Raw genomic sequence first — 24,777 nt, 5'->3', positions numbered from 1 at the left:
CCGCGACACCGACCGCCCCATCAACCTTCTCCTGACCGGATGACCAACGACTTTGCCGGGCCCCTGGGGTTGAGGTGACGGGACGGCGCTCCGCAGCCTTCCTGATGCCCTCGGAGGAGCTCGTGCACGTCAGCGGCGATCTGACAGTCGCTGGGCGGGGTGGCGCCGACCTTGCGGGTAAGGGGTGCTCGTGACCGATGAGACGTCCGCGATCTTGTCGCTCGAGTGACCAGGGGAGTGAGCGACGGCCAAGGTGTGTCGACCTCTCCGCTTCCGACCGATGGCGGCCATGGCGAGCGAGTGACGCCGAGGCTCGTCCTGGCTCTCGCGTCAGCCAGTGTGACGTCGACAAGGCTGGCTGGGCGACGGCGTGGCTGCGAAAGACTCTAGTGTGGCGAGGAGGTCGCCAGCAGTCGGTGTCGCGGCCGACGGGCTGTGGTGCCCGACCAAGACCAACGCGACGGCATTCATCGCAGTGGTCTCGGTGTGTTGCTGACCAGGGCGGCGGGAAACGGTCTCCATCAGTGTGGGAAACGATCTCCGTAGGCTCCTGCGTTACCGCTAAACAGTACGTTTCGTCGGTGCCCCACCAGCCGAAAGCCCCCAGGTCTCGGACCTGGGGGCTTTCGCGTGTTCAGAAGTGTGAGCGGAACCACGCGCCCGACTGCCGGTAGGGGCGCCGACGGTCCGGGTTTCGGGCGTGGATCTCCGGTGTCGCTCTCGCGGGCCGCGGGTGGCTTGTGAGGAAGCTCTCAAGGGCGGGTGACGCGACCCAGAGGGGCCAAGAGGCGGCCCCCGGGGCGGTTTTCGGCTAGGCAGGGGGTCCCGGGGTTCCGGCAACTGGCGGCAGGGGATCGGCCACGAAGGTCCCCAGACCGACCTCACCCCGTGTCCAGCCCTGTTCCCGTACGTACCGCATGGCCTTCGCCGCCGTCGCGTTCACGACGCCGAACTCCTGGGCGATCTCCAGCGTGGACGGCACGCGGCTTCCCGGTGGGTACACGCCGTCCTCGATGCGGCGGATGATCTCCGCTGCGATCTGCCGCCACAGTGGGCGCGTGCGATCAAGGTCCATGGTTTCAGCGTGGGTGACCGTGGCATTCTGCGCATTCGTGGTTATCTGCGGTTATCCGCGTTTAAGCTGAGCTTCGGACACAGAACGGCCCCGACGGGAAGCGGCTACTTCCTCGCCGGGAGCCTCTTCCTGCCCGCCCGAGGTACGCATCGGGCCGTCACGCCACCACCGCCCCTCACCTTCTCCCGGCCGTCCGCCCCCGCGCAGCGGCCGACACCGCCGCGTCCTCGTCCGGCGGACGTCGTCGTCGACGACGGGCAGCGCCTGGTCCGGCCCTACGTCGTCCTGTGGGAACGCGAGCGTGACGAACGCGACCGGCGGCGCCTCCGGCGCCAGCGGCACCGGGCGGCGGTTCCGGCCACCCCGGCCCGGAACCACGTCCCGTGGGAGGCCGCCGTATGAGCGCGTGGCCCCCTCGAAGCGTCGGCGTCGACCCGGCCACCGGCAAAGAGGCGTTCGTGGTGGCGCGGTCCGGCGGTTTCCTGGAGGCGCTCGCCGACGCGCACGCCCTGAGGTCCGCCGCCGCGCTGGCGGTGGTCGTCGGCGCCGTACTGGAGGCGGGGAAGGCGTCGGACGCCGAACTCGCCGCTCTCGTGGCACCGCTGCACTCGGCACTCGAAGAGTGCGTGGGCATCATGGCGGCGGACGGGGAGTGACGGTGCGGGGAGGTCCGGCCGGGTCACCGGGGGCGTTTCCGCGCGGTGTCCAGGAGGTGGCGTTCGGCCGCGGTGAGCGGCGGGCCGTGCAGTTGGGGGCGCAGTGGGCCGACGGCAGCGGCGAGGAGGACGCCGGGCCTGACGAGGGTGGAGGGCGGAGCCTGGAGGGTGAGGACGTCGGTCAGGGCCGTCGCGGCGCGGAACGATCCCGTCGCGGTGCGGGAGAGGCGGCTGACGTACCGGTGCAGGAGACGGTCGGCGGGACCCGGGCTCCTGCCCGTGGTGGTGGAGAAACGGATGTCCTGGCCCACGGCCAGGGCCCACGCGACCTCGACGGGGCGGGCGATGGCCCGCTGGGCGCGGCGTGCCAGTCCCGCGGACGGTCCGCCGGCCGGGCCGTTGCGGAGCAGGTCGCGCAGCGCGGCGGCGCCCTGCGCGGCCACCGACATGCCCTGCCCGTGGATCGGGTTGAAGGCCGCGACGGAATCGCCCAGCACCACCAGGCCCTCCGGCCAGGAGGCGAGGCGCTCGTAGTAGGAACGGCTGTTGGCCGTGCTGTGGGTGACGCTCACCCCGGTGAGCGGCTCGGCGTGGGCGAGGAGGTCGGCCACCACGGGGTGGCGCAGGGTGCGGGCGAACGGCTCGAAGGCGTCGGCGTCGCGGGTGGGCCGGCCGCCGGGGGCACCCATCAGGCTGACGTGCCAGCGGTCGTCCTCGATCGGCAGGATGCCCCCGGCGTTGCCGGGACGGGGCAGCCGGGGGTCGGCGTTCACGGCGACCATGGGCCAGTCCCGGGTGGGGACCGGGGCGCGGTAGATCCGGCTGGCGTAGACGAGCCCGGAGTCGATGCGGTCCTGCCGCAGGCCGCCGATGCCCAGCCGGGCGAGCCACCGCGGGGCGTGGGACGCCCGGCCGGAGGCGTCGATGACGAGGTCGGCCGTCAGCTCGGTCTCCCCCGGCCCGTCGCCGTGCAGGCGCACGCCGGTGACCTGCCGGCGGTCACCGAGCAGCCCGACGGCCCTGGTGCGGGGGCGCACGCGCACGCGCGGGTCCTTGAGCACCAGCTCCCGGACCACGTGGTCGGTCAGGTCCCTGCTGGCGGCGATCAGGTAGTGGGTGGACCGCCGCCAGCGGCGGTACCAGCCCTCGGGGGAGTGGATGACCGTGTTCGTGGTCATCGGGATGCGGTGCGCGCCCTCGGCCAGCAACTGGTCGAGGGCGCCGGGCAGGAGGCCGTCGATCGCCTCGGCGCCGCCGGACTGCAGCAGGTGCAGGTGCGCCGCCTGGGGTACGCCCACCCGCGGTCCAGGGCCTTCGGGCAGGTCGTGGGCCTCGATGATCTCGACGCCGCCGACGTGGTCCTTGACGGCGGCGGCGGCGAGCATCCCGGCGATGCTGCCTCCGACGACGACGGCACGTGCAGCGCTCCGGCCCGGGGTTTCCTTCATGGCCTGCTGCTTCCTGCGGGGGCACGGTCGTGCCGGTGGATGCCTTGGACAACGGGTGAGGCGAGCGCCCGGGAGACCGGGATCAGGTCCGGTGAGCGCCACGGCGAGGGGCGGGTGCGGTCCGGCAGCCGGCCCGGTGCGGCACGCTGCCGCTCCACCGCGGTGACGATCATGGTGGCGTCCGCGACGGCCGCGGCTCGGGTCTCGTCGTCGCCGGAGCGCAGGGCCGCCCGGTGGGCCGCGTCGCGCACCGCGGGGTCGCAGTAGGGCGTCAGCGCCAGGAGAGCGTCGTACAGGGCCGTCTTCCGGCTCGTCAGGAGCACGGTCGGCGGGGTGCGCCACCACGACAACAGCGTGCGGACGGCACCGGGGGCGGGCACGTGCTGCAGGAGGCCGCACAGTGGAGCCAGTTGCCGCAGCCGGCGCACGGCCCGCACGGTCTCCGCCACCCGCGGGCCGGCGAGCGGTAGCGCGAAGCCGATGGCTCCGAGGAAGGCGGACAGGGCGGCGAACCGGGGAGAGACCTGGTCGACCAGGACGTCCAGGTCGTGGCCGGACCATCGGGCGGCCACCGCGACGAGCCGGGCGATGTCGTACGACACGTGCATCAGGTAGGCCGAGACGAGCAGCCGCAGACCCGCGCGGAGCCATCCGCCGATCTGCCGTGACCAGCGCAGGCACAGCCAGATGTTGGCCGTCGCCGCGACACCGTGGGCGACGAGACAGGTGACGATCATCTCCCGGATGAAGGGCGTGTTGGCGTAGTAGGTGTCGAACAGCGTGATCTGTTCCACGGGCGTGCTGCCTGCCGCGAACAGCAGGAAGACGGCGAGGACCGCCAGACCGTAGAAGGCCGTGCACCAGCGTGCCAGGCGCCGGGTCTGCTCCGCGGGCGCCGGCCGCCAGTGGATGATCAGCACGAGGCTCGAACCGGAGTACGCGGTCAGCGTCGCGTACACCACGGGGGCGGAGAAGTTGGTGATCCCGGTCAGCCGGTTGAGCGCGACGATGGTGTCCGGGGCGGCGAGGAACATGATGCATCCGCCCGCGAAGAGGAGTCTGCAGGCCGCGCGCAGCAGTGCGTCGTGCGGTCGCTGGATCAGCGCGGGCACCTTCACCGCGCAGACCAGCAGCAGAGCCGCCCCGCTGCTGAAGTACATGAGACTGCCCGGCCCGGACGTCACCTTGCTGTTCTCCTCCTCGGGGCGGGCACGGGCGCGCTGCGGGGGCCGGGACCGGCGGATCAGATCCGGCGGATGCGGTGGACCATGGAGGCCTGGATGCGGCCGGCCAGGTCGTGCGCCTCGGTCAGGGGGCGGGTTTCGTGCAGCGCCCTCTGCACGTCGGTCGCGAACCGGAAGCCGAACCGTTCCGCGTCGCGTTCCTCGTCCGCCTCGCGGGTGGCGCCGCGCGCGGTGAACGGGAAGGCGGCGAACACGGATGTGGCGTGCCTCGGCTTCGTGGTCCTCGCCCGTGCCGACCCGGCTGTCTTCGCCGCCTTCGCTTCGGCCGGCCCGGTCTTCGGGGCACCCGGCGGTGCGGACCTCAAAGGGGCGGAACTCGGCCGGTCGGCCGGTGACGTCGGGGTCCGGGATCCGGCGGGCCCCGGGGCCCGGGGCCCGGGATCAGCGGGCCGGGCGTGCTCTTCTCGTCCGTCTTCCGCGGGCCCGCGTGCCCCGGTCGGCGGTGGACCCGCCTCCGGCGTGGTGACCGAGGCCACGACGTCCGCCAGAACGGCCGCCGTCCCGTCGCCCGCCGCGCGGGACGCGACGGGACCGTGGTGCGTGACGTCGCCGCAGTGGCCCTGGAACATGTGCCACGCCTCGTGGCCGATGATCACGAGTTGGTGCTCCGGCTCGGTGTTCTCCTCGTAGACGATGAGGTCGTGGTCGACGCGGTCCACCCAGAGCCCGCTCGCGGTCAGGGGAGGGAAGGCCGCTCCGCGCAGCCGGACCGGTCTGCCCCGCACCCGGCTGAGGGCCTCACCGAGCGCGGGGACGAGGTCCCCGCCGCCCGGGGGCAACGTCAGGTTCTCGACGAGCCGGGCGCTGAGGCGCCGCATCGCCCTCGCCTCTGCGGTCACTGGTCTGCCTCCCCGTCGTCGCGGTCCCGTGGTGCGTTCGGCGTCGCGTCGAGCCTGTCGAGTATCCCGACGACTCGAATCGAGCGCCGTTCACTCACGGTTCCTCGGCGGAAGGCATCGGGCCTCGCACTCCGGTGCACGCGCTAGCCCGTGCCGGCCACAGGGGATTCCACGAGGGATCCGACGCAGGCACGGAGCCGACACCCTACGCTCCGGGACTTTGTCAACTCAACGTGAATCAAGGGGTGTTGGCGAATGTCTGCCGGGTGCGGGCCGGCACCGAACAGGAATGGGCGCTTCACATCGGCCGAATCGCGCCGGTCGGCATCACCTGCCTTCGCCGGAGGGAAGGAACCGCGCGCATTCCGGACCGTCGTACCTGCAGTGACGGCCTTGCCGCTTTGCCGGTGCTCTCGGCGCGTGCGCGCAAACCCGGTGGCCGGGCGGGAGCCGGTCCGCGAGGGCGAGTTGTCCACAGGGTCTGACGCGTTTCCGCCGCCGGCGGTACGGTCGGCGCCAGTTGATGTTCGTCCTGGTGCGCGGGTGAGTGCGGGGGAGGCGGTCGGAATGACCGATACAGGTGTGACGGTGGACGGGTGCGACGCGCCCCCGGCCGAGCCACCGGAGTCGTCGGAGCCATCGGGCGCGGCAGGGTTGTCGGGGGCCCTGGGCCCCGCGGGGCTGCCGGGGACACCGGGCTCGACGGGGGCCGTGGTGCGGCGGCTGCCGCGGGTGCGCGGGTTCGCCGAGTGGCCCGGCACGGGTGCCGGGCCGGCCGGCTCGCCGAAGGCGCAGGGCAAGGCGCTGCGCCTTCGGGTGCCCCGTGCGGCGCACGCGGAGCTCGACCTCGACACCGGGCGCCCCGACGCGGTGAGCGCGGTCGAGGAGTCCAACCGGGGCCGCCTTCCCGAGCTGACGCCGATACGGGTGGGCCGGATGGCGGCCACGCCGTTCGCGTTCCTGCGCGGCTCCGCGGGCCTCATGGCGTACGACCTGGCCCGCACGCCGATGACCCGGATCCGCGCCCAGCTCTGCGGCGACGCCCACGCGGCCAACTTCGGCCTGTACGGCGATGCACGCGGCGGTCTGGTCATCGACCTCAACGACTTCGACGAGACGGTGTACGGCCCCTGGGAGTGGGACCTGAAGCGGCTCGCCGCCTCGCTGGTGCTCGCGGGCCGGGAGGCCGGCGCCGACGAGGACACCTGCCGTGCGGCGGCCTACGACGCGGTCGGCGCCTACCGGCACACCCTGCGGCTGCTGGCCAGGCTGCCGGTCCTGGACGCGTGGAACGCCATCGCCGACGAGGAACTCGTCTCCCACGCCGACGCCCACGACCTGATGGGCACGCTGCAGCGGGTCTCGGAGAAGGCGCGGGCCAACACCAGCGGCCGGTTCGCGGCGAAGTCCACCGAGCGGGCCGAGGACGGCGGGCGCCGTTTCGTCGACGCGCCGCCGGTGCTGCGCCGGGTGCCGGACCGGGAGGCCGCGGCCGTGGCGGCATCCCTGGAGGCCTACGTCGGAACGCTCCCGGAGGACCGGCTGCCGTTGCTGGCCCGGCACGCGGTGCACGACGTGGCCTTCCGCGTCGTCGGCACGGGCAGTGTGGGAACCCGCTCCTACGTCGTGCTGCTCCTGGACCACCGGGGCGAGCCGCTGGTGCTCCAGGTGAAGGAGGCGCGGCCCTCGGTGCTGGTGCCGCACCTCGCCGCCGCCGGTTTCGACGTTCCGGCCGCCGGCCACGAGGGGCGCCGGGTGGTGCTGGGCCAGAAGCACATCCAGGTCGTGAGTGACGTCCTGCTGGGCTGGACCACCGTCGACGGCCGCCCCTTCCAGGTCCGGCAGTTCCGCAACCGCAAGGGCAGCGTCGACCCGGCCGCGCTCGCCGCCGACCAGGTCGACGACTACGCCCGGATGACCGGTGCGCTGCTGGCCCGCGCCCACGCCCACAGCGCCGACCCACGCCTCCTCGCCGGCTACTGCGGCAAGAACGACGAGCTGGACGAGGCGGTGTCCGCCTTCGCCGTCGCCTATGCCGACCGCACCGAGGCCGACCACGCGGACCTGCTGGCCGCGGTCCGGTCGGGGCGGGTCGCCGCAGAGACGGGCGTGTAGGTCATGCATCCCCGGGCGCTGCGGTCACGCTGCTGCCCGCCACGGTGCAGCGGCCCCGTCCGCCGGTGTGGATCGGCGGATTCCGGCCGCGCCGCCCGCCCGTGCGGCGGGCGGCGCGGTGCCGCTCTTCGGGCCGCGGCGCTCGGGGTGGTCCGGGGGGCGGTACCGATCAGCCGGCGGCAGGGACTCGGCGGCGACCGGTTCGGGAAGCGGGGACACCGTTCGCCGGGTCGGGTCGCCCGCCGGGTGCCTGCCGGGCATCGGAGTGGGTGCCGCGCCGGGTGCTCGCCGGGTGCCGGGGCGGGTGCCGTTTGGGCGCCGGGCCGTCGTGCCCCGGCCGTGGCCGGGGTGCAGCGCTAGGCTGTTCGGATGACGACCCCGGACAGTGAGCAGCCGCGGCCCGAAGAGCGGCTGGAGCGGGCCGTGCGCGCCGCCGAGCAGGCGCTCATCGAGTACGAGATCGCGGTGGAGACCTTCCGCGTGGAGGTGGAGAACTTCTCCCGGTTGCACCACCAGCGGCTCGGCCCGATGTACGCCCGCCTGGAGGAGCTGGACGCCCAGATCGCCGAGGCCAGGGCCGCTCGCACCGGGGACCCCGAGGACCGGCGCCAGGCCGAGGAACTGCGCGCCCGGCTGCTGCCGATGCCGGAGGCCGAGGAACTGTTCCACGGCTGGATGGACGGCCACGGGCTCTTCCCGGAGGCGGCGGCGATGCTCACCGAGCAGCCGGTACAGCCCCCGCAGCGGGTCCGTCCCAGCGAGGAGGCCCGTCGGCTCTACCGGGAACTGGCCCGCAAGGCCCACCCCGACCTGGCCCAGCAGGAGGAGGAGCGCAGGCGGCGCGAGGAGTTCATCACCCGCGTGAACGCCGCCTACGCCCGCGGTGACGAGACCGAGCTGCGGGAGCTGGCCGAGGAGTGGGCCGCCGGACCGGCACCGAAGGAGGCCGGCCCGAGCCGCGCCGAGGAGCTGTACGCCCGCCTGGAGTGGCTGGCCGGGCGCAAGGAGATGCTCACCGCCCTCCAGCGTGAACTGGAGGGCAGCGCGATCGGGTCCCTGCTGCGGCTCGCCCCGGACGACCCCGACCGCCTGCTGGAGGAGATCGCCGAGAAACTGCTGGGCGACGTCTCCGCGCGGGAGGACGAGCTGAGCACGCTGGCCGGGCAGCCGTAGGCGTCGTCGCCGCGGGCGCGTCCGGTAGCGTCGGCGGCATGGTTTTCGGAGCTGGTGTGCCCACGGTCGGTATCGACGACCTCAAGGACGACGACTTCCTGCTCGACGTCCGTGAGCAGGACGAGTGGCAGGCAGGCCACGCCAGGGGGGCGCTGCACATCCCCGTCAGCGAGTTCGTGGCACGGTACGGCGAGCTGACCGAGGCGGCTCCGCAGGACGGGCGGGTCCATGTGATCTGCCGTTCCGGCGGCCGGTCCGCGCAGGTCACGATGTACCTGGTGCAGCAGGGCGTCGATGCGGTGAACGTGGACGGCGGCATGCAGGTCTGGCAGGCGGCGGGCCGGCCGGTGGTGACCGACGAGGGGCAGCCCGGTCACGTCCTGTAGGGAGCCGGCTCGGGGCTCACGCCCCGGATGGGGTCCGGGCTCCCTCCTCCCTCACGAGGGCGGCTCCGGTCCCGCCCCTCTGTGTCCCCCGCCCCTCCTCACCGCCTTCCTCTCCGCGTCGTCCGCCGCCGGCGGGTGGCGAGCGGCTGCCGGCCCGGCGGTGACGGGGCCCGCCCCACCGGTGACCGGCCCGTTCGACTCGGGGCGGGGCCCGCGCGGAACGCCGTCGTAAGGTGGCTCCGGTCCGACCGGGGCTGTGCCGGACACGCGAGGCTGAGTACCGTTCCGTGCGCGAGCGCCGGGCGGCGGCTCGGCGGGCGGCCGGACGGTGGGCGCGGGACGAGACCGGAATCGGGGAACGGGGCGGAATGGACGCGTACGGCGGACACCACACGCAGGACGGCGGAACGGACGTCCCGCACCCGGGACCGGACGACGCCGTACCGACGCGGGCGGCCACCGACGTGACCGACGTGACCGCCGGACCCGCTGCCCCCGCTCCACCCGGGGCACCGGAGCCGGGGACGTCCCCGGCTGCGCCGCGGACCGGCGTCGCGGCGCTCTCGTTGCCCTACCGGATCGGTGCCGCCGCCGCGATCGCGGTGGTGGCGATCGCGGTGTGCCTGCACCTGGGCGTGGTGTTCCTGCACGTCGCCCCGTCGAACACGGTCACCAAGCGGCACGGCGACGCGATAGACGACTGGATCTACCCGGAGTTCGAGCAGAACTGGAAGCTGTTCGCGCCCAATCCGCTCCAGCAGAACATCGCCGTGGAGGTGCGCGCCCAGGTGCGCACGTCCGGCGGTGACGTCCGCACCACGGGCTGGTACGACCTGTCCGCCCAGGACGGCCGCGCCATCGAGGGCAACCTGCTGCCCAGCCACACCCAGCAGAACGAACTGCGCCGTGCCTTCGACTACTTCACCGCCACGCACAACTCCGACAACCGGGCGGTGAGCCCGCGCGGCACGCTCTCCGAGTCGTACCTGCGGCGCGTGGCGGTGATGCGGTTGCGGCGCGAGGGCGCGCCCGGTGAGGGCGGCGCCGTGGAACGGGTCCAGGTCCGCTCCCGCACCACCAACGTCCGCCCGCCCTCCTGGAGCCGCGAGCAGGTGTCGCTGAAGCCGGTGTACCGGGTGATGCCCTGGTGGGTCGTTCCCGCGGACGAGACCGGCGGAGGCGTGCGATGAACCGGTTCTCCTTGCAGCTCTCCAAGGCCGTCGCCCGGGTCACCGAGGCAGCCCGTGCCCCCTACCAGTCGGCCGCCGTCCGCGTCGGTTTCGCGGCGACGTGGCTGCTGTTCCTGCTGCGCGAGTACCCGCACCGGGAGGAGCTGTACGGTCCCGACAGCCCGTGGGGCTGGGACCTCGCCCGGCAACTGCTCGGCATGAACCACGCCTTCACCACGCTCATGTGGTCGGACAGCCGGCTCTGGTTCGAGGTGGTCTACGCGCTCGCGGTGGTCTCCGCCGCGTCACTGGCGCTGGGCTGGCGCACCCGTACGGCTTCGGTGCTGTTCATGGTGGGCGTGCTGTCGCTGCAGAACCGCAGTGTCTTCATGGGCGACGGTGGCGACAACGTGCTGCATCTGATGTCGCTGTACCTCGTCTTCACGCGCTGCGGCCAGGTGTGGTCGCTGGACGCCCGCCGGGCGCGGCGCGCGCAGCGGGCCCGTGCGCACGGCGAGCACGTCGTGGACCGGGCCGGGCCCGTTCTGTGGGCCGCGTTCGGGGCGGTGCTGGTCGCGGCCACGGCGCTGGGAAGGTTCGACTGGGAGGAACCGCTGGTTCCCGCTCTTCTGTGGGGCGTGTGGGCGGCGCAGGCGCTGTGGTGGCTCACCGGCCGGTCCGGCCGCACCGCCGAGCCGCGGGTCCTGCTCGACGTGATCGGCAACATCCTGCACAACGCCGCACTGGTGGTGATCATGGCGGAGGCCTGCCTGATCTACGCGACGGCGGGCTGGTACAAGATCCAGGGTTCGCGCTGGCAGGACGGCACGGCCGCGTACTACCCGCTGCACCTGGACTACTTCTCGCCGTGGCCGGCGCTCGGCGGGCTGCTGGCGGCGAGCGGCACCATGGTGCTGCTGGTGACGTACGGCACGGTCATCGTGCAGGTCGCGTTCCCGTTCACCCTGTTCAACCGGCGGGTGAAGAACGTTCTGCTGGCGCTGATGATGACCGAGCACGCCGTGATCGCCGTCGTCCTGGGCCTGCCGTTCTTCTCCCTGGCGATGATCGCGGCGGACGCCGTCTTCCTGCCGACGTCCTTCCTGCACCGCGTGGGAGGGTGGGCGGCACGTGCCCGGGGACGCCTGTCACGGCGCGGCGGCACCGCCGGGCTGCCCGTACAGCGCGCCCCGGAGGACGCCGGGCACCCGCAGCCGGTCCCGCCCGCTGCCGTTCCGCCGGCGGCGTCGCCCACCTCCGCGTCGCCTACGTAGGCTGCACGGCATGACCGATCCCGTACGCGACTGGAGACGGCGCGCCGGCACCTGTGTGCTGCTCGACGGTTTCCACGCCCTCAAGCACGCCGTGCGCTTCGGCGCCGAGGTGCCGGTGGCGGTCGCCGTCGACCGGGCCGCGGCCCTCGCCCTCGCCGACGAGCTGGCGCCGGACGTGCGGCAGCCGCTGGAGGCGCTGCTGACCGAGGTGCCGCAGTCCGTATACGCCTCCCTCGTACCGCGTCCGCATCCCACCGGGGTGGCCGCCCTCGCCGTACGGCCCTCCCGTGAGGGCAACCTGGAGCGGTTGCGGCAGGTGCCGCGCGGTGCGCCCGTCGTCGTCCTGGACCAGCCGCGCAACCTCGGCAACGCGGGCGCGGTCATCCGGCTGGCGGCCGGTTTCGGGGCGGCCGGGGTGGTCACCACCGGCACGCTCGACCCCTGGCATCCCACCGTGGTGCGTGGCGGCGCCGGGCTGCACTTCGCGACCGCGGTGGAGCGGCTGGACGCCGCCGGGCTGCCTCCAGGGCCGCTGTTCGCGCTGGACCCGGAGGGCGAGGACCTCCGGGGTGTGGAGCTCCCGGACGATGCTCTCCTCGCCTTCGGCTCCGAACGCAGTGGCCTGTCGGCCGACCTGCGCGCGCGGGCCGACCGTCTGCTGTCCCTGCCGATGCGCCCCCAGGTGTCCAGCTACAACCTCGCGACCAGCGTGGCGATGACGCTGTACCACTGGAGCCTCGGCGGGCACGCCCCGGCGCAGCCGGGGCTCTAGCTAGGAGACTCAAGAAGTTCCTCGCGAAGCTGGACAAGGAAGTCCCCGCCGAGTTCGACGTCCACCTGATCTGCGACAACTACGCCACCCACAAGACTCCTGCCATCCAGAAGTGGCTGCTCGCGCACCCGCGCTTCCACATGCACTTCACGCCGACCAGCTCGTCCTGGCTCAATCAGGTCGAGCGCTGGTTCGGCCTGCTGACGGACAAGCAGATACGGCGTGGCGTCCACAAGAACGTCCAGGCACTCGAGAAGGACATCCGCGACTGGATCGCCCACTGGAACGAGGACCCCAAGCCGTTCACCTGGACCAAGTCCGCCGACGAGATCTTCGAACGCCTCGCCGGCTACCTGAACCGCCTGCCGAACCCCAAACCCTAGATATGCGCCTCTTACGAGACTCAGGACACTAGCCGTACCGCCCACCGTGGGCTGGGCGCATCGCTGACCCGCCGGCGCGCCGCGCCGGACGCCACGGGCTTCCCGGCACGGCTTCCCGGCAGAGCCGGCAGGTTTGCCGGCTCTGCCGGGGTACGGCGTCAGGCCTGGCGGCGGACCTCCACGACGCGGAAGCGGTTGGCGACGAACGCGCCGTCGCACAGGGCCGCGTTGGCCGCCGGGTTGCCGCCGGAGCCGTGGAAGTCGGAGAAGGCGGCGGTCTGGTTGACGTACACCCCGCCGGTGAGGTTGAAGGACAGCTGGGCGGCCTCCTCCAGGCAGACCTCCTGCACGGCCTCCTCGACCTCGGGGTCGGTGGTGTACGCGCCGACCGTCATCGCGCCCTTCTCACGGATCGTGCGCCGCAGCAGCTCGACCGCGTCGGTGACCGAGTCGACGGCGACGGCGAAGGAGACCGGGCCGAAGCACTCGTTCATGTAGGCCGCCTCGGCGTCCGGCTTGGCGCCGTCCAGCCTGACGACGACCGGGGTGCGCACGACCGCGCCGGGGAAGTCCGGGTTGGCGACCTCGCGGGAGGCGAGGGCGACCTCGCCGAGACCGGCGGCGGCCTCCAGACGGGCCTTGACGTCCGGGTTGACGATGGCGCCGAGCAGGGCGTTCGCCCGCGCGTCGTCGCCGAGCAGGCCGCCGACCGCGCGGGCGAGGTCGGCGGTGACCTCGTCGAAGGTCTTCGGGCCCTCGTCGGTGCGGATGCCGTCCCGGGGGATCAGCAGGTTCTGCGGGGTGGTGCACATCTGGCCGCTGTACAGCGACAGGGAGAACGCCAGGTTGGACAGCATCCCCTTGTAGTCGCCCGTCGACTCGACGATCACCGTGTTGACGCCGGCCTTCTCCGTGTAGACCTGCGCCTGGGGGGCGTTGGCCTCCAGCCAGTCGCCGAAGGCGGTGGACCCGGTGTAGTCGATGATGCGGATCTCGGGGCGGGTGGCGAGGGTCTTGGCGATGCCCTCGCCGGGGCGCTCGGCGGTCAGCGCGACCAGGTTGGGGTCGAAGCCGGCCTCGGTGAGGACCTGGCGGGCGACCTGCACGGTGAGCGCGAGTGGCAGCACGGCGCGCGGGTGCGGCTTGACCACGACGGCGTTGCCGGTGGCCAGGGAGGCGAACAGGCCCGGGTAGCCGTTCCAGGTCGGGAAGGTGTTGCAGCCGATGACCAGGCCGATGCCGCGCGGGACGGGCGTGAACTGCTTGGTGAGCGCGAGCGGGTCGCGCTTGCCCTGCGGCTTGGTCCACTCCGCCGTCTCGGGGGTGCGGACCTGCTCCGCGTACGCGTAGGCCACCGCCTCCAGGCCGCGGTCCTGGGCGTGCGGCCCGCCGGCCTGGAACGCCATCATGAACGCCTGGCCGGAGGTGTGCATGACGGCGTGCGCGAACTCGTGCGTGCGGTCGCTGATCCGCTTGAGGATCTCCAGGCAGACCACGGCGCGGATCTCCGCCCCCGCGTCCCGCCACGCCCGGCTGCCCGCCTTCATGGCCGGCAGCAGCACGTCGAGGTCGGCGTGCGGGTACTCCACGCCCAGCTCGATGCCGTACGGCGACACCTCGCCGCCGACCCAGTCGTCCGTGCCGGGCTGGCCGAGGTCGAGCCGGGTGCCCGGCAGGGCGTCGAAGGCGGCCTTGCCCGCCGCGGCGTCCAGGCTGCCGTTCTCCCCGTAGGCCTTGGGGTGCTCGGGGTGCGGTGACCAGTACGCGCGCGTGCGGATCGTCTCCAGCGCCTGGTCGAGGGTCGGCCGGTGCTTGGCGATCAGCTCGTGGGCGGTCAGTGCGGCGGCCATGCGGGACCAACTCCTCGTGTGAAGAACTCGCCGTCGAGTTCATGACCTGGGCAGAACATGGGCAGGAACAGCCAGTCGGAGTTAGAGTAACCGAACGATCGGTCGGGACAAGGGGGCCTGCCGCATCTGTGGAAAACCCCGTGCGGGAGGATCGCGCTCATGACAGCACTCGACCTCAGCAGCCCCGTGGCCGTCGTCGGCACCGGCACCATGGGCCAGGGCATCGCCCAGGTCGCTCTCGTCGCCGGCCACCCCGTGCGGCTGTACGACGCCGCTCCCGGGCGGGCCCGGGAAGCGGCCGACGCGATCGGTGCCCGTCTGGACCGGCTCGTCGCCAAGGACCGGCTCACCGGCGCCGACCGCGACGCGGCCCGCGCCCGCCTGACACCCGCCGGGAGCCCCGCCGACCTGGCCGACTGCGCGCTCGTCGTCGAGGCCGTCCTGGAGCGGCTGGACATCAAGCAGGAGCTGTTCCGCGAGCTGGAGGAGGTCGTCTCCGACGACTGCCTGCTCGCCACCAACACCTCCTCCCTGTCGGTCACCGCCATCGGCGGCGCCCTGCGCAACCCGGGCCGCCTCGTCGGCCTGCACTTCTTCAACCCGGCCCCGCTGCTGCCGCTGGTCGAGGTCGTCTCCGGCTTCGCCACCGACGTCACCTCCGCCACGCGCGCGTACGAGACCGCCCGCGCGTGGGGCAAGACGCCGGTCGCCTGCGCCGACACCCCGGGGTTCATCGTCAACCGCATCGCGCGGCCCTTCTACGCCGAGGCCTTCGCCGTCTACGAGGCCCAGGGCGCCGACCCCGCCACCATCGACGCGGTGCTGCGCGAGTCCGGCGGCTTCCGCATGGGCGCGTTCGAACTGACCGACCTGATCGGCCAGGACGTCAACGAGTCCGTCACCCGCTCGGTGTGGCAGTCCTTCTTCCAGGACGTGCGCTTCACCCCCTCGCTCGCCCAGCGGCGTCTGGTCGAGTCCGGCCGGCTCGGCCGCAAGAACGGCCACGGCTGGTACGACCACCGCGAGGGCGCCGACCGCCCCGAGCCGCACACCGCCGAGCGGCAGCAGCCGCCCGCCTACGTCGTCGCCGAGGGCGACCTCGGTCCCGCCTCCGAACTGCTCGCGGTGATCCGCGAGGCCGGCATCCAGGTCCGCGAGGAGGACGAGGACAACGGCAGCCGCCTGGTGCTGCCCGGCGGCGGCCAGCTGGCCCTCGCCGACGGCCAGACCTCCGTGGAGTTCCGCGACGTCGTCTACTTCGACCTCGCGCTCGACTACCGCCGGGCCGCCCGCATCGCCCTGTCCGCCTCGCAGGACACCTCCCCGCAGACCCTCGCCGAGGCCACCGGTCTCTTCCAGGCGCTCGGCAAGGACGTCAGCGTCATCGGCGACGTCCCCGGCATGATCGTCGCGCGCACGGTCGCGCGGATCGTCGACCTCGCACACGACGCGGTGGCCAAGGGCGTGGCCACCGAGGAGGACATCGACACGGCGATGCGCCTGGGCGTCAACTACCCGCTCGGTCCCTTCGAGTGGAGCCGCAGGCTGGGACGCAACTGGGCGTACGCCCTCCTCGACGACCTGCACCTGCGCGAACCCTCCGGCCGCTGCGCCCCGTCCCTGGCGCTGTACCGCCATGCCTACGCCTCCGACAAGCGGGAGGGCAACGGCTCATGACCACCGCCAGGCGCGACACGTACACGCCCGAGACGCTGCTCTCCGTCGCCGTGCAGGTCTTCAACGAGCGCGGCTACGACGGCACCTCCATGGAGCACCTCTCCCGGGCGGCCGGCATCTCCAAGTCCTCGATCTACCACCACGTCGCCGGCAAGGAGGAACTGCTGCGCCGCGCCGTCAGCCGTGCGCTGGACGGGCTGTTCGGCATCCTCGACGAGGAGCCCGCGCGTGAGGGGCGTTCCGTGGACCGGCTGGAGTACGTGGTCCGGCGCATGGTCGAGGTGCTCATCACCGAGCTGCCGTACGTGACGCTGCTCCTGCGGGTGCGCGGCAACACCTCCACCGAGCGCTGGGCGCTGGACCGCCGCCGTGACTTCGACCACCGTGTCGCCGACCTGCTCAGGGCGGCCGCCGCCGACGGTGACGTCCGCCCCGACGTCGAGGTCCGCCTCGCGACCCGTCTGGTCTTCGGCATGATCAACTCCATCGTGGAGTGGTACCGCCCGGACGGCCGCGGCGCGGGGGAGCGCGAGGTGGGGGACGCGGTGGTGCAACTGGTGTTCGGGGGGCTGCGGAAGGCGGAGTGACGGGGCCTGCGGACGCCGTCCGGTCGCGGGCTCACCCCCCGGACGGCGGATCGGGCCGGATCCCGCTCCCGCCGGTGCCGTCGGTCCGGATCCCACGCCCTGGCCGCGACGCCCGTCCACGCGTCCGCGGGGCGCGTTCCTGCCGGTACGGCCCGGCAGGGCCGGGGATCACCCCTGTGGTTCCAGGTCCTCCTCCTCGAAGACCAGCAGGGTGCGCGTGCTGAGGACCTCCGGGATGGCCTGGAGGCGGGTGAGGACCACCTCGCGCAGGGCGCGGTTGTCGGGGGTGTGGACCAGCAGCAGGACGTCGAAGTCCCCGCCCACCAGGGCGATGTGGGAGGCGCCGGGCAGGCGGCGGAGCTGCTCGCGGACCGTGCGCCAGGAGTTCTGCACGATCGTCAGCGTGATGTAGGCCGAGGTGCCCTGGCCGGCCCGCTCGTGGTCGACGCGGGCCCCGAACCCGCGGATGACGCCGTCCTCGATGAGCCGGTTGATCCGCGCGTAGGCGTTGGCGCGCGACACGTGCACCCGCTCCGCCACCGACCGTATCGAGGCGCGCCCGTCGGTCTGCAGCATCCGCAGGATGTCCTCGTCGATCGAGTCCAGCGGACGCGGCGGGGACACGGGGGCTCCGGCGTCCGGGCCCTCGGCCATTTGTTCAGATGCCACGTCCCCCCGCCTCTCTACCATGGACGTACTGCATCCATCTCAGGCTGTGCAGGACCGTTTGTCCACAGCCTGGGGGCGCCTGTAGCCAAAATGTGCCGGCGACCGAACAATCGGTAGGTGAGGCGCATCACAGATGCTGCGCCTCTCAGCCGCTCCCACGAGGAGGTGCCGTCATGACGGTCATGGAGCAGCGCGGCGCGTACAAGCCGTCGCCGCCGCCCGCCTGGCAGCCCCGCACGGACCCCGCGCCGTTGCTGCCCGATTCCGAGCCCCACCGCGTCCTCGGCACCGAGGCGGCGGCGAAGGCCGACCCCGCGCTGCTGCGCACCCTGTACACGCAGCTGGTGCGCGGCCGTCGCTACAACGCGCAGGCGACCGCGCTGACCAAGCAGGGACGCCTCGCCGTCTACCCCTCCAGCACCGGCCAGGAGGCCTGCGAGGTCGCCGCCGCGCTCGCGCTGGAGGAACGGGACTGGCTCTTCCCCAGCTACCGCGACACCCTCGCCGCGGTGGCCCGCGGCGTCGACCCCGTCGAGACGCTCACCCTCCTGCGCGGTGACTGGCACACCGGCTACGACCCCTACGAGCACCGCGTCGCCCCCCTCAGCACCCCCCTCGCCACCCAGCTCCCGCACGCCGTCGGTCTCGCCCACGCCGCCCGCCTCAAGGGCGACGACGTGGTCGCGCTCGCCATGGTCGGGGACGGCGGCACCAGCGAGGGCGACTTCCACGAGGCCCTGAACTTCGCGGCGGTCTGGCAGGCTCCGGTCGTCTTCCTCGTCCAGAACAACGGCTTCGCCATCTCCGTGCCGCTCGCCAAGCAGACCGCCGCGCCCTCCCTGGCCCACAAGGCCGTCGGGTACGGCATGCCGGGCCGCCTCGTCGACGGCAACGACGCCGCCGCCGTGCACGAGGTCCTCCGCGACGCCGTCCGCCGTGCCCGCGAGGGTGGTGGCCCGACGCTCGTGGAGGCGATCACCTACCGCCTCGAAGCCCACACCAACGCCGACGACGCCACCCGCTACCGCGGTGCCGACGAGGTCGACGCCTGGCGCGACCACGACCCGATCCTGCTGCTGGAGCGGGAGCTGACCGAGCGCGGCCTGATCGACGAGGCCGCGGTCGAGGCCGCCCGCCAGGACGCCGAGACCTTCGCCGCCGCCCTGCGCGAGCGCATGAACCAGGACCCGGTGCTCGACCCGATGGACCTCTTCACCGACGTCTACGCCGACCCCACCCCGCAACTGCGCGAACAGCGGGCCCAGCTGCGCGCCGAGCTCGAAGCCGAGCAGGAAGGGGCGCACGGATGACCACCGTTGCCGTCAAGCCTGCCACCATGGCGCAGGCCCTCACGCGCGCGCTGCGCGACGCGATGGCCGCCGACCCCACCGTGCACGTACTCGGTGAGGACGTCGGCACGCTCGGCGGTGTGTTCCGGGTCACCGACGGTCTCGCCAAGGAGTTCGGCGAGGACCGCTGCACCGACACCCCGCTCGCCGAGGCCGGCATCCTCGGCACCGCCGTCGGCATGGCGATGTACGGGCTGCGCCCCGTCGTCGAGATGCAGTTCGACGCGTTCGCCTACCCGGCGTTCGAGCAGCTGATCAGCCATGTGTCGCGGATGCGCAACCGCACCCGCGGCAAGATGCCCCTGCCCATCACGGTCCGCGTCCCCTACGGCGGCGGCATCGGCGGCGTCGAGCACCACAGCGACTCCTCCGAGGCGTACTACATGGCGACTCCGGGGCTCCATGTCGTCACGCCCGCGACCGTCGCCGACGCCTACGGCATGCTGCGCGCGGCCATCGCCTCCGACGATCCGGTCGTCTTCCTCGAACCCAAGCGCCTGTACTGGTCGAAGGACTCCTGGAACCCGGAGGAGCCGTCGCTGGTCGAGCCGATCGGCCGTGCGGTGGTCCGGCGCCCGGGACGGAGCGCCACGCTGATCACCTACGGCCCTTCGGTGCCCGTCTGCCTCGAAGCGGCCGAGGCCGCGCACGCCGAGGGCTGGGACCTCGAAGTCGTCGATCTCCGTTCCCTGGTGCCCTTCGACGACGAAACGGTCTGCGCGTCGGTCAGGCGCACCGGGCGTGCGGTCGTCGTGCACGAGTCGGGCGGGTTCGGCGGTCCGGGCGGCGAGATCGCGGCGCGGGTGACCGAGCGCTGCTTCCACCACCTGGAGGCGCCGGTGCTGCGCGTGGCCGGGTTCGACATCCCCTATCCCCCGCCGATGCTGGAGAGGCACCACCTCCCCGGCGTCGACCGGATCCTGGACGCCGTGGCGCGTCTGCAATGGGAGGCCGAAGGCTGATGGCACAGGTGCTGGAGTTCAAGCTCCCCGATCTCGGCGAGGGGCTCACCGAGGCGGAGATCGTGCGCTGGCTGGTCCAGGTCGGGGACGTCGTCGCCATCGACCAGCCGGTCGTCGAGGTCGAGACGGCCAAGGCGATGGTCGAGGTGCCCTGCCCCTACGGTGGTGTGGTCACCGCCCGCTTCGGCGAGGAGGGCCAGGAACTGCCCGTCGGCGCGCCGCTGCTGACGGTCGCCGTGGGCGCCCCCTCCACGGACGGCCCCGATGAGCCGGGTGCCGCCACCGTGGCGGACGCGGGCTCCGGACGGTCCGCGGCAAGCGGTTCCGGCGCGGCCGAGACCTCGGGCAATGTCCTGGTGGGCTACGGCACCGGCGCACCCCCGGCGCGGCGTCGCCGCGTCCGGTCGGCCACCACCGCGGCGACGGCCCCGTCCCGTGCGTCCGACGGCACGCGGAGGGCCGCGCCCGCGGCCGTCCCCGCCGCCGCGGCCCCACCGGCGCCGACGGACGCCGCGCCCGTCGCCGTTCCCGGCGAGGGCCCCGTCCCGGTGATCTCGCCCCTCGTACGGCGGCTCGCCCGCGAGAACGGCCTGGACCTGCGCCGGCTGCACGGCTCGGGCCCCGACGGCCTGATCCTGCGGGCAGACGTGGAGCAAGCAGTACAGGCAGTCCAGGCGGAACCGGGCGCCGCACAGGCCCGGCCCACCGCGCCGACGGCCCCCCAGCTGCCGGCGCCGACGCGTCCCTCTTCCGCGCCCGTGGGCGGCCTCCGCGTCCCCCTCAAGGGCGTGCGCGGCGCCGTCGCCGACAAGCTGTCCCGCAGCCGCCGCGAGATCCCGGACGCCACCTGCTGGGTGGACGCCGACGCGACGGAACTGCTGCGTGCGCGGGCCGCGATGAACGCCGCCGGAGGGCCGAAGATCTCCCTCCTGGCCCTGCTGGCCCGCATCTGCACCGCAGGACTCGCCCGCTTCCCCGAACTCAACTCCTACGTCGACACCGATGCCAGGGAGGTCGTGCAGCTTGACCACGTGCACCTCGGCTTCGCCGCACAGACCGACCGGGGCCTCGTCGTGCCCGTTGTGCGGGACGCCCAGGCGCGCGACGCCGAGTCGCTGACCGCGGAGTTCGCGCGGCTGACCGAGGCGGGCCGGGCCGGCGCCCTCACACCGGCCGACCTGACCGGCGGGACCTTCACGCTGAACAACTACGGGGTGTTCGGCGTCGACGGGTCCACACCGATCATCAACCACCCCGAGGCCGCCATGCTCGGTGTCGGCCGCATCATCCCCAAGCCGTGGGTGCACGAGGGCGAGCTGGCGGTCCGGCAGGTCGTCGAGCTGTCGCTCACCTTCGATCACCGGGTGTGCGACGGCGGCACCGCGGGCGGCTTCCTGCGGTACGTCGCCGACTGCGTCGAACAGCCGGCGGTGCTCCTGCGCACGCTGTGACGGCACGCCCCCCGCGTTTTCCCCGAGGGCCCGGGCCCGCATACTCGGGGGGTGACCGTCGACGAGCCGCCCGGCCCCCGTGGCACCGGTCCCGGCCCCGCGCCGGGACCGGTCGCCGCCTTCGGTGAGGCCCGAGACTCCTTCGACGCCGTCGTCCTCGCCGGCGGCGCCGCACGGCGTCTCGGGGGTGCCGACAAACCAGGCGTGCACGTGGGCGGGCGCGCGCTGCTGGACCGTGTCCTCATGGCCTGCGCCGACGCCGGCACGACGGTCGTCGTCGCCGACCCCCGCCCCACCGTCCGGCCGGTGCGCTGGGCCCGCGAGGAGCCCCCCGGCGGCGGCCCGCTGGCCGCGCTCGACACCGGACTGCGGCACATCACGGCGGATCACGTCGTCGTCCTCTCCGCCGACCTGCCGTTCCTCGCCGCGCGGACGGTACGGCGGCTGCTGTCCGCTCTGCGGACCACGGGCGCCGACGGTGCCCTGCTCACCGACGGCGGCGGGCGGGACCAGCCCCTTGTCGCCGCCTACCGGTCCGCTGCCCTGCGTCACGGGCTGGCCGCGCTCGCCGACGCCCACGCCGGTCTGGCCGGTCTGCCGCTGCGCAGGCTGACCGCCGGACTCGACCTCACCCGCGTCCCGGACCCCGTCGCCTCCTTCGACTGCGACACCTGGGACGACATCGCCGCCGCCAGGGCACGCATCAGGGAGCATGGGCACGTGTTGGATGAATGGATCTCCGCAGTCAAGGACGAGCTGGGCATCGACCTCGCCGTCGACACCAAACTCCTGCTCGACCTCGCCCGCGACGCCGCGCACGGCGTGGCCCGGCCGGCCGCCCCGCTGACCACGTTCCTCGTCGGCTACGCCGCCGCGCAGGCCCGGGGCGGTCCCGAGGCCGTCGCGGAGTCCGCGCGCACGGTCGCCGCCCTGGCCCGTCGCTGGGCCGAGGAGTCCGGTGACGCCGGGGCCGACGGCGCGCCCGACACCCGCCCGGACGCCGGATGACCGCCCCCGACGTCCGGGACGGTCACGACGCCGACGATTTCGACGTCGAGGAGGTGCTCGCCCTCGTGAAGGACAGTCGCGCCACCGGCGGTCGTCGTACCCCCGCCGGTCCCGGCACCGCGCCCGGCCCGGACCACGGCGACGCCCACGGCCCGCGGGACTCCGGGCACCGCCGCCGGGCCACCCCCTGGTCCGAGGCGCGCTCGACCGCCGCACGCGCCGGACGGCAGCATGCCGACGCCGTCCGGCGCAGCCCCGTCTCCGTGCCGCTCGACGCCGCCCTGGGCCTGGTCCTCGCCGCCCCGCTCGCCGCCCTCACCGACTTGCCGTCCTTCGACACCTCCGCGATGGACGGCTGGGCCGTCGCCGGTCCCGGTCCCTGGGACGTCCGCGGCACCGGGGTGCTCGCCGGGCAGGCGGCGCCCGAAGCCCTCGCCGACGGCGAGGCCCTCCGGATCGCCACCGGCGCCCGCATCCCCGCCGACACCACCGCCGTCCTGCGCAGCGAGCACGGACGCGTCGACGGCGCGGGCCGCCTGCACGCCACCCGGGACGTCACGCACGGCCAGGACATCCGCCCCCGTGGCCAGGAGTGCCGCAGCGGCGAACATCTGCTGCCCGTGGGGACACTGGTGACCCCGGCCGTTCTCGGTCTGGCCGCCGCCGCCGGGTACGACACGCTCACGGCCGTACCGCGCCCGCGGGTAGATGTCCTGGTCCTCGGGGACGAGCTGCTCACCGAGGGGCGGCCGCACGACGGTCTCATCCGTGATGCGCTCGGCCCTCTGCTGCCACCGTGGCTGCGCTCCCTGGGCGCCGCGGTCGGAGCCGTCCGCCGGGTGGGCGACGACGCCGAGGCACTGCACCGGGCCGTCACCGGCTCCGACGCCGACCTGGTCGTCACCACCGGAGGTACCGCCTCTGGCCCGGTCGACCACGTCCACCCGACCCTGCGGCGCATCGGCGCCGAACTCCTCGTCGACGGTGTGAAGGTACGCCCCGGTCACCCGATGCTGCTGGCACGGATCGGCGACGGCCAGCATCTCGTCGGTCTCCCCGGCAACCCCCTTGCCGCCGTCTCCGGCCTGCTCACGCTCGCCGAGCCCCTGCTGCGCTCCCTCGCGGCCCGCCCCGGTGCCCCGTGCCCCGTGCGGCCCCTGAAGGACGGGGTGCACGGGCACCCGGACGACACCCGGCTGGTCCCCGTCGCCCTGCGCGGTGACCACGCCGTGCCGCTGCACTACAACGGCCCTGCCATGCTGCGCGGCATCGCGGCGGCCGATGCCCTCGCGGTCGTCCCGCCGGGCGGCGCACGGCCCGGCCAGGAGACGGAACTGCTCGGGCTGCCATGGGTGGCCGGGGGCGTCGGTGCCTGTTTCACGTGAAACGTCGAGGTGCGGCTCTCTTCAGGGGAAACGCCGCCGTTCGGGTCTGTTTCACGTGAAACACCATGCTCCCGGGTCATTCCGGTGGAAGTCTCATCAACCCGGCTGTTCCACGTGAAACATCACCCCTCTTCGGGTGGCATCGCCCGGCTCACCGTGATGACCCGGTCCCCGGCTCGAAGCTCCGTCAACCGGGGGTCGGTGTAATCCAGCAGTTGCTTGTCGCGCACGACGGCCACCACCAGGTCGCCGAGGGTGCGCGGTGCCCGCCCGACCTCCTCCGCGGTCACGGGGCGCTCGGCAAGGTCGAGGCCGGATCCGAGGGTCATCAGGTTCTCCAGGGTCCGGGCCACCGGGGGGCTCGCCATGGACAGCCCGAGCAGGCGGCCGGCCGAGCTGGAGGTGGTGATGACCGTGTCGGCGCCGGACTGCTTCAGCAGCGGTGCGTTCTCGTCCTCCCTGACGGCGGCGACGATCGTGGCGCGGCGGTTGAGCTGACGGGCGGTGAGCGTCACCAGGGTCGCGGTGTCGTCGCGCTGTGCGGCGACGATGACCCGGGCCGCGCGCGGAAGTTCGGCCTTCACCAGCGTGTCGGAGCGGGTGGCGTCGCCGGTCACCGAGACCAGGCCCTCGTCGGCGGCGGCCGTCGCCGCCTTGCGCTGGGAGTCCACGACGACGATCCGGTCCCTCGTGATGCCCTGTCCGACCAGTGTCTGGATGGCATGGCGCCCCTTGGTGCCGTAGCCGATCACCACGACATGGTCGCGGATACGGGACCGCCAGCGGTGGATGCGGACCTGCCGGCGGGTACGTTCGGTCAGCACCTCCAGGGTGGTGCCGACCAGGATGATCAGGAACAGCACACGCAGCGGTGTGATGACGAGGATGTTGGTGAGCCGGGCGGCGTCGCTGACCGGGGTGATGTCCCCGTATCCCGTGGTGGAGAGTGTGACGGTGGCGTAGTAGGCCGCGTCGAGCAGGTCCACCGAGCCGTCCGTGCCGTCCCGGTAGCCCGAGCGGTCGATCCAGACGATCACCGTCGTGGCGGCCAGCACGAGCAGCGCCAGAGCCAGCCGCCGCAGAACCTGGAGCAGCGGCGGTGTGGTGGTCTGTGTCGGCATGGCGATGGCACGGCCCGCCTCGGCGTCGTCCCGTGCCTCGCTGGGTGAGCGGTACCAGACGGACCGCAGTGGGGAGAACCTCCCCGCCTGGTGTGCCGGATGCCCCTCGTCCTTCATCGCCGTGCCCCCTGCCCTGTGATCCGTTCGAACGGCACCATGGTTGCCGATGAAGCCGCACCCGCCG

21 protein-coding genes and 1 pseudogene are annotated in these 24,777 nt (G+C 73.4%); 15 read left to right on the top strand and 7 right to left on the bottom strand.

The features are described from left to right. Positions 1-811 precede the first annotated feature (811 nt). Entirely contained in the window at positions 812-1,075 is a 264-nt protein-coding gene (locus tag I3F54_RS07835; RefSeq protein WP_240117887.1) for a GntR family transcriptional regulator, read from the bottom strand. Between the two features lie 398 nt (positions 1,076-1,473). Between I3F54_RS07835 and I3F54_RS07830 the strand changes: the two genes are divergently transcribed. Further along, complete coding sequence (locus I3F54_RS07830) at positions 1,474-1,731, top strand: hypothetical protein (protein WP_240117886.1); 258 nt, start codon at positions 1,474-1,476, stop codon at positions 1,729-1,731. A gap of 23 nt (positions 1,732-1,754) precedes the next feature. On the opposite strand, the gene I3F54_RS07825 is transcribed toward I3F54_RS07830, so the two are convergent. The 3 genes from I3F54_RS07825 to I3F54_RS32495 are packed head-to-tail and all read right to left on the bottom strand — an operon-like array spanning position 1,755 to position 5,262. Continuing rightward, positions 1,755-3,179 (bottom strand): NAD(P)/FAD-dependent oxidoreductase, encoded by a 1,425-nt coding sequence (locus I3F54_RS07825; RefSeq protein WP_275675808.1) that lies wholly within the window; start codon positions 3,177-3,179, stop codon positions 1,755-1,757. Further along, the gene (locus tag I3F54_RS07820) at positions 3,176-4,363 is read right to left on the bottom strand and encodes a DUF6545 domain-containing protein (RefSeq protein ID WP_240117885.1); all 1,188 of its coding nucleotides are present in this window, start codon (positions 4,361-4,363) and stop codon (positions 3,176-3,178) included. The genes I3F54_RS07825 and I3F54_RS07820 overlap by 4 nt, the downstream gene beginning before the upstream one ends. A gap of 59 nt (positions 4,364-4,422) precedes the next feature. Continuing rightward, on the bottom strand, positions 4,423-5,262 hold the full coding sequence (locus tag I3F54_RS32495; protein ID WP_374205870.1) for a hypothetical protein: 840 nt from the start codon (positions 5,260-5,262) through the stop codon (positions 4,423-4,425). 567 nt (positions 5,263-5,829) lie between these two features. On the opposite strand from I3F54_RS32495, the gene I3F54_RS07810 reads away from it, so the two are divergent. From I3F54_RS07810 to I3F54_RS07780, 7 genes and pseudogenes are all read left to right on the top strand, one after another. Further along, positions 5,830-7,377, top strand: a complete 1,548-nt coding sequence (locus I3F54_RS07810; protein ID WP_240117884.1) for a DUF2252 domain-containing protein — start codon at positions 5,830-5,832, stop codon at positions 7,375-7,377. A gap of 369 nt (positions 7,378-7,746) precedes the next feature. Further along, a complete protein-coding gene (locus I3F54_RS07805) occupies positions 7,747-8,550 on the top strand; it encodes a hypothetical protein (RefSeq protein WP_240117883.1) in 804 nt (267 codons plus the stop codon). 56 nt (positions 8,551-8,606) lie between these two features. Next, positions 8,607-8,936: a rhodanese-like domain-containing protein gene (locus tag I3F54_RS07800; protein ID WP_240117897.1), complete on the top strand. Its 330-nt coding sequence runs from the start codon at positions 8,607-8,609 to the stop codon at positions 8,934-8,936. A 368-nt stretch (positions 8,937-9,304) separates the two neighbouring features. Continuing rightward, a complete protein-coding gene (locus I3F54_RS07795) occupies positions 9,305-10,126 on the top strand; it encodes a DUF5819 family protein (RefSeq protein WP_240117882.1) in 822 nt (273 codons plus the stop codon). Further along, positions 10,123-11,379: an HTTM domain-containing protein gene (locus tag I3F54_RS07790; protein ID WP_240117881.1), complete on the top strand. Its 1,257-nt coding sequence runs from the start codon at positions 10,123-10,125 to the stop codon at positions 11,377-11,379. The genes I3F54_RS07795 and I3F54_RS07790 overlap by 4 nt, the downstream gene beginning before the upstream one ends. 10 nt (positions 11,380-11,389) lie before the next feature. Next, on the top strand, positions 11,390-12,151 hold the full coding sequence (locus I3F54_RS07785) for an RNA methyltransferase (protein ID WP_240117880.1): 762 nt from the start codon (positions 11,390-11,392) through the stop codon (positions 12,149-12,151). After that, positions 12,151-12,534, top strand: a pseudogene (locus I3F54_RS07780) (transposase); the annotation flags it as partial. The gene I3F54_RS07785 and the pseudogene I3F54_RS07780, both read left to right, overlap by 1 nt. A gap of 158 nt (positions 12,535-12,692) precedes the next feature. On the opposite strand, the gene paaN reads toward I3F54_RS07780, so the two are convergent. After that, a complete protein-coding gene (paaN, locus tag I3F54_RS07775) occupies positions 12,693-14,384 on the bottom strand; it encodes a phenylacetic acid degradation protein PaaN (RefSeq protein ID WP_240117879.1) in 1,692 nt (563 codons plus the stop codon). Positions 14,385-14,543: 159 nt separating this feature from the next. Here paaN and I3F54_RS07770 point away from each other — a divergent pair, with 159 nt between their 5' ends. Further along, complete coding sequence (locus I3F54_RS07770) at positions 14,544-16,061, top strand: 3-hydroxyacyl-CoA dehydrogenase (RefSeq protein WP_240117878.1); 1,518 nt, start codon at positions 14,544-14,546, stop codon at positions 16,059-16,061. Next, positions 16,058-16,648 carry a TetR/AcrR family transcriptional regulator gene (locus I3F54_RS07765; protein ID WP_240117877.1) on the top strand — a complete coding sequence of 197 codons (591 nt, stop codon included), beginning with the start codon at positions 16,058-16,060 and terminating at the stop codon, positions 16,646-16,648. Before I3F54_RS07770 ends, I3F54_RS07765 begins: the two co-directional genes overlap by 4 nt. Positions 16,649-16,816: 168 nt before the next feature. Here the strand turns inward: I3F54_RS07765 and I3F54_RS07760 are convergent, their stop codons facing one another. Next, entirely contained in the window at positions 16,817-17,302 is a 486-nt protein-coding gene (locus I3F54_RS07760) for an Lrp/AsnC family transcriptional regulator (RefSeq protein WP_240117896.1), read from the bottom strand. Between the two features lie 188 nt (positions 17,303-17,490). Between I3F54_RS07760 and pdhA the strand changes: the two genes are divergently transcribed. From pdhA to I3F54_RS07735, 5 genes are read left to right on the top strand one after another with little or no spacing between them, the layout of a single operon-like run. Next, the gene (pdhA, locus tag I3F54_RS07755) at positions 17,491-18,627 is read left to right on the top strand and encodes a pyruvate dehydrogenase (acetyl-transferring) E1 component subunit alpha (protein ID WP_240117876.1); all 1,137 of its coding nucleotides are present in this window, start codon (positions 17,491-17,493) and stop codon (positions 18,625-18,627) included. Then, on the top strand, positions 18,624-19,628 hold the full coding sequence (locus I3F54_RS07750; RefSeq protein ID WP_240117875.1) for an alpha-ketoacid dehydrogenase subunit beta: 1,005 nt from the start codon (positions 18,624-18,626) through the stop codon (positions 19,626-19,628). Before pdhA ends, I3F54_RS07750 begins: the two co-directional genes overlap by 4 nt. After that, positions 19,628-21,079, top strand: a complete 1,452-nt coding sequence (locus I3F54_RS07745) for a dihydrolipoamide acetyltransferase family protein (RefSeq protein WP_240117874.1) — start codon at positions 19,628-19,630, stop codon at positions 21,077-21,079. The genes I3F54_RS07750 and I3F54_RS07745 overlap by 1 nt, the downstream gene beginning before the upstream one ends. A gap of 51 nt (positions 21,080-21,130) precedes the next feature. Further along, positions 21,131-22,087, top strand: coding sequence for an NTP transferase domain-containing protein (locus I3F54_RS07740; RefSeq protein ID WP_240117873.1), 957 nt, complete (start codon positions 21,131-21,133; stop codon positions 22,085-22,087). After that, the gene (locus tag I3F54_RS07735; RefSeq protein WP_240117872.1) at positions 22,084-23,472 is read left to right on the top strand and encodes a molybdopterin molybdotransferase MoeA; all 1,389 of its coding nucleotides are present in this window, start codon (positions 22,084-22,086) and stop codon (positions 23,470-23,472) included. Before I3F54_RS07740 ends, I3F54_RS07735 begins: the two co-directional genes overlap by 4 nt. A 122-nt stretch (positions 23,473-23,594) precedes the next feature. Here the strand turns inward: I3F54_RS07735 and I3F54_RS07730 are convergent, their stop codons facing one another. Next, complete coding sequence (locus tag I3F54_RS07730; RefSeq protein ID WP_240117871.1) at positions 23,595-24,710, bottom strand: TrkA family potassium uptake protein; 1,116 nt, start codon at positions 24,708-24,710, stop codon at positions 23,595-23,597. Positions 24,711-24,777: the final 67 nt, after the last annotated feature.

Source organism: Streptomyces sp. MUM 2J (assembly GCF_022414535.1).
Taxonomy (GTDB): domain Bacteria; phylum Actinomycetota; class Actinomycetes; order Streptomycetales; family Streptomycetaceae; genus Streptomyces.
This window is presented reverse-complemented; position numbering and strand designations above follow the sequence as displayed.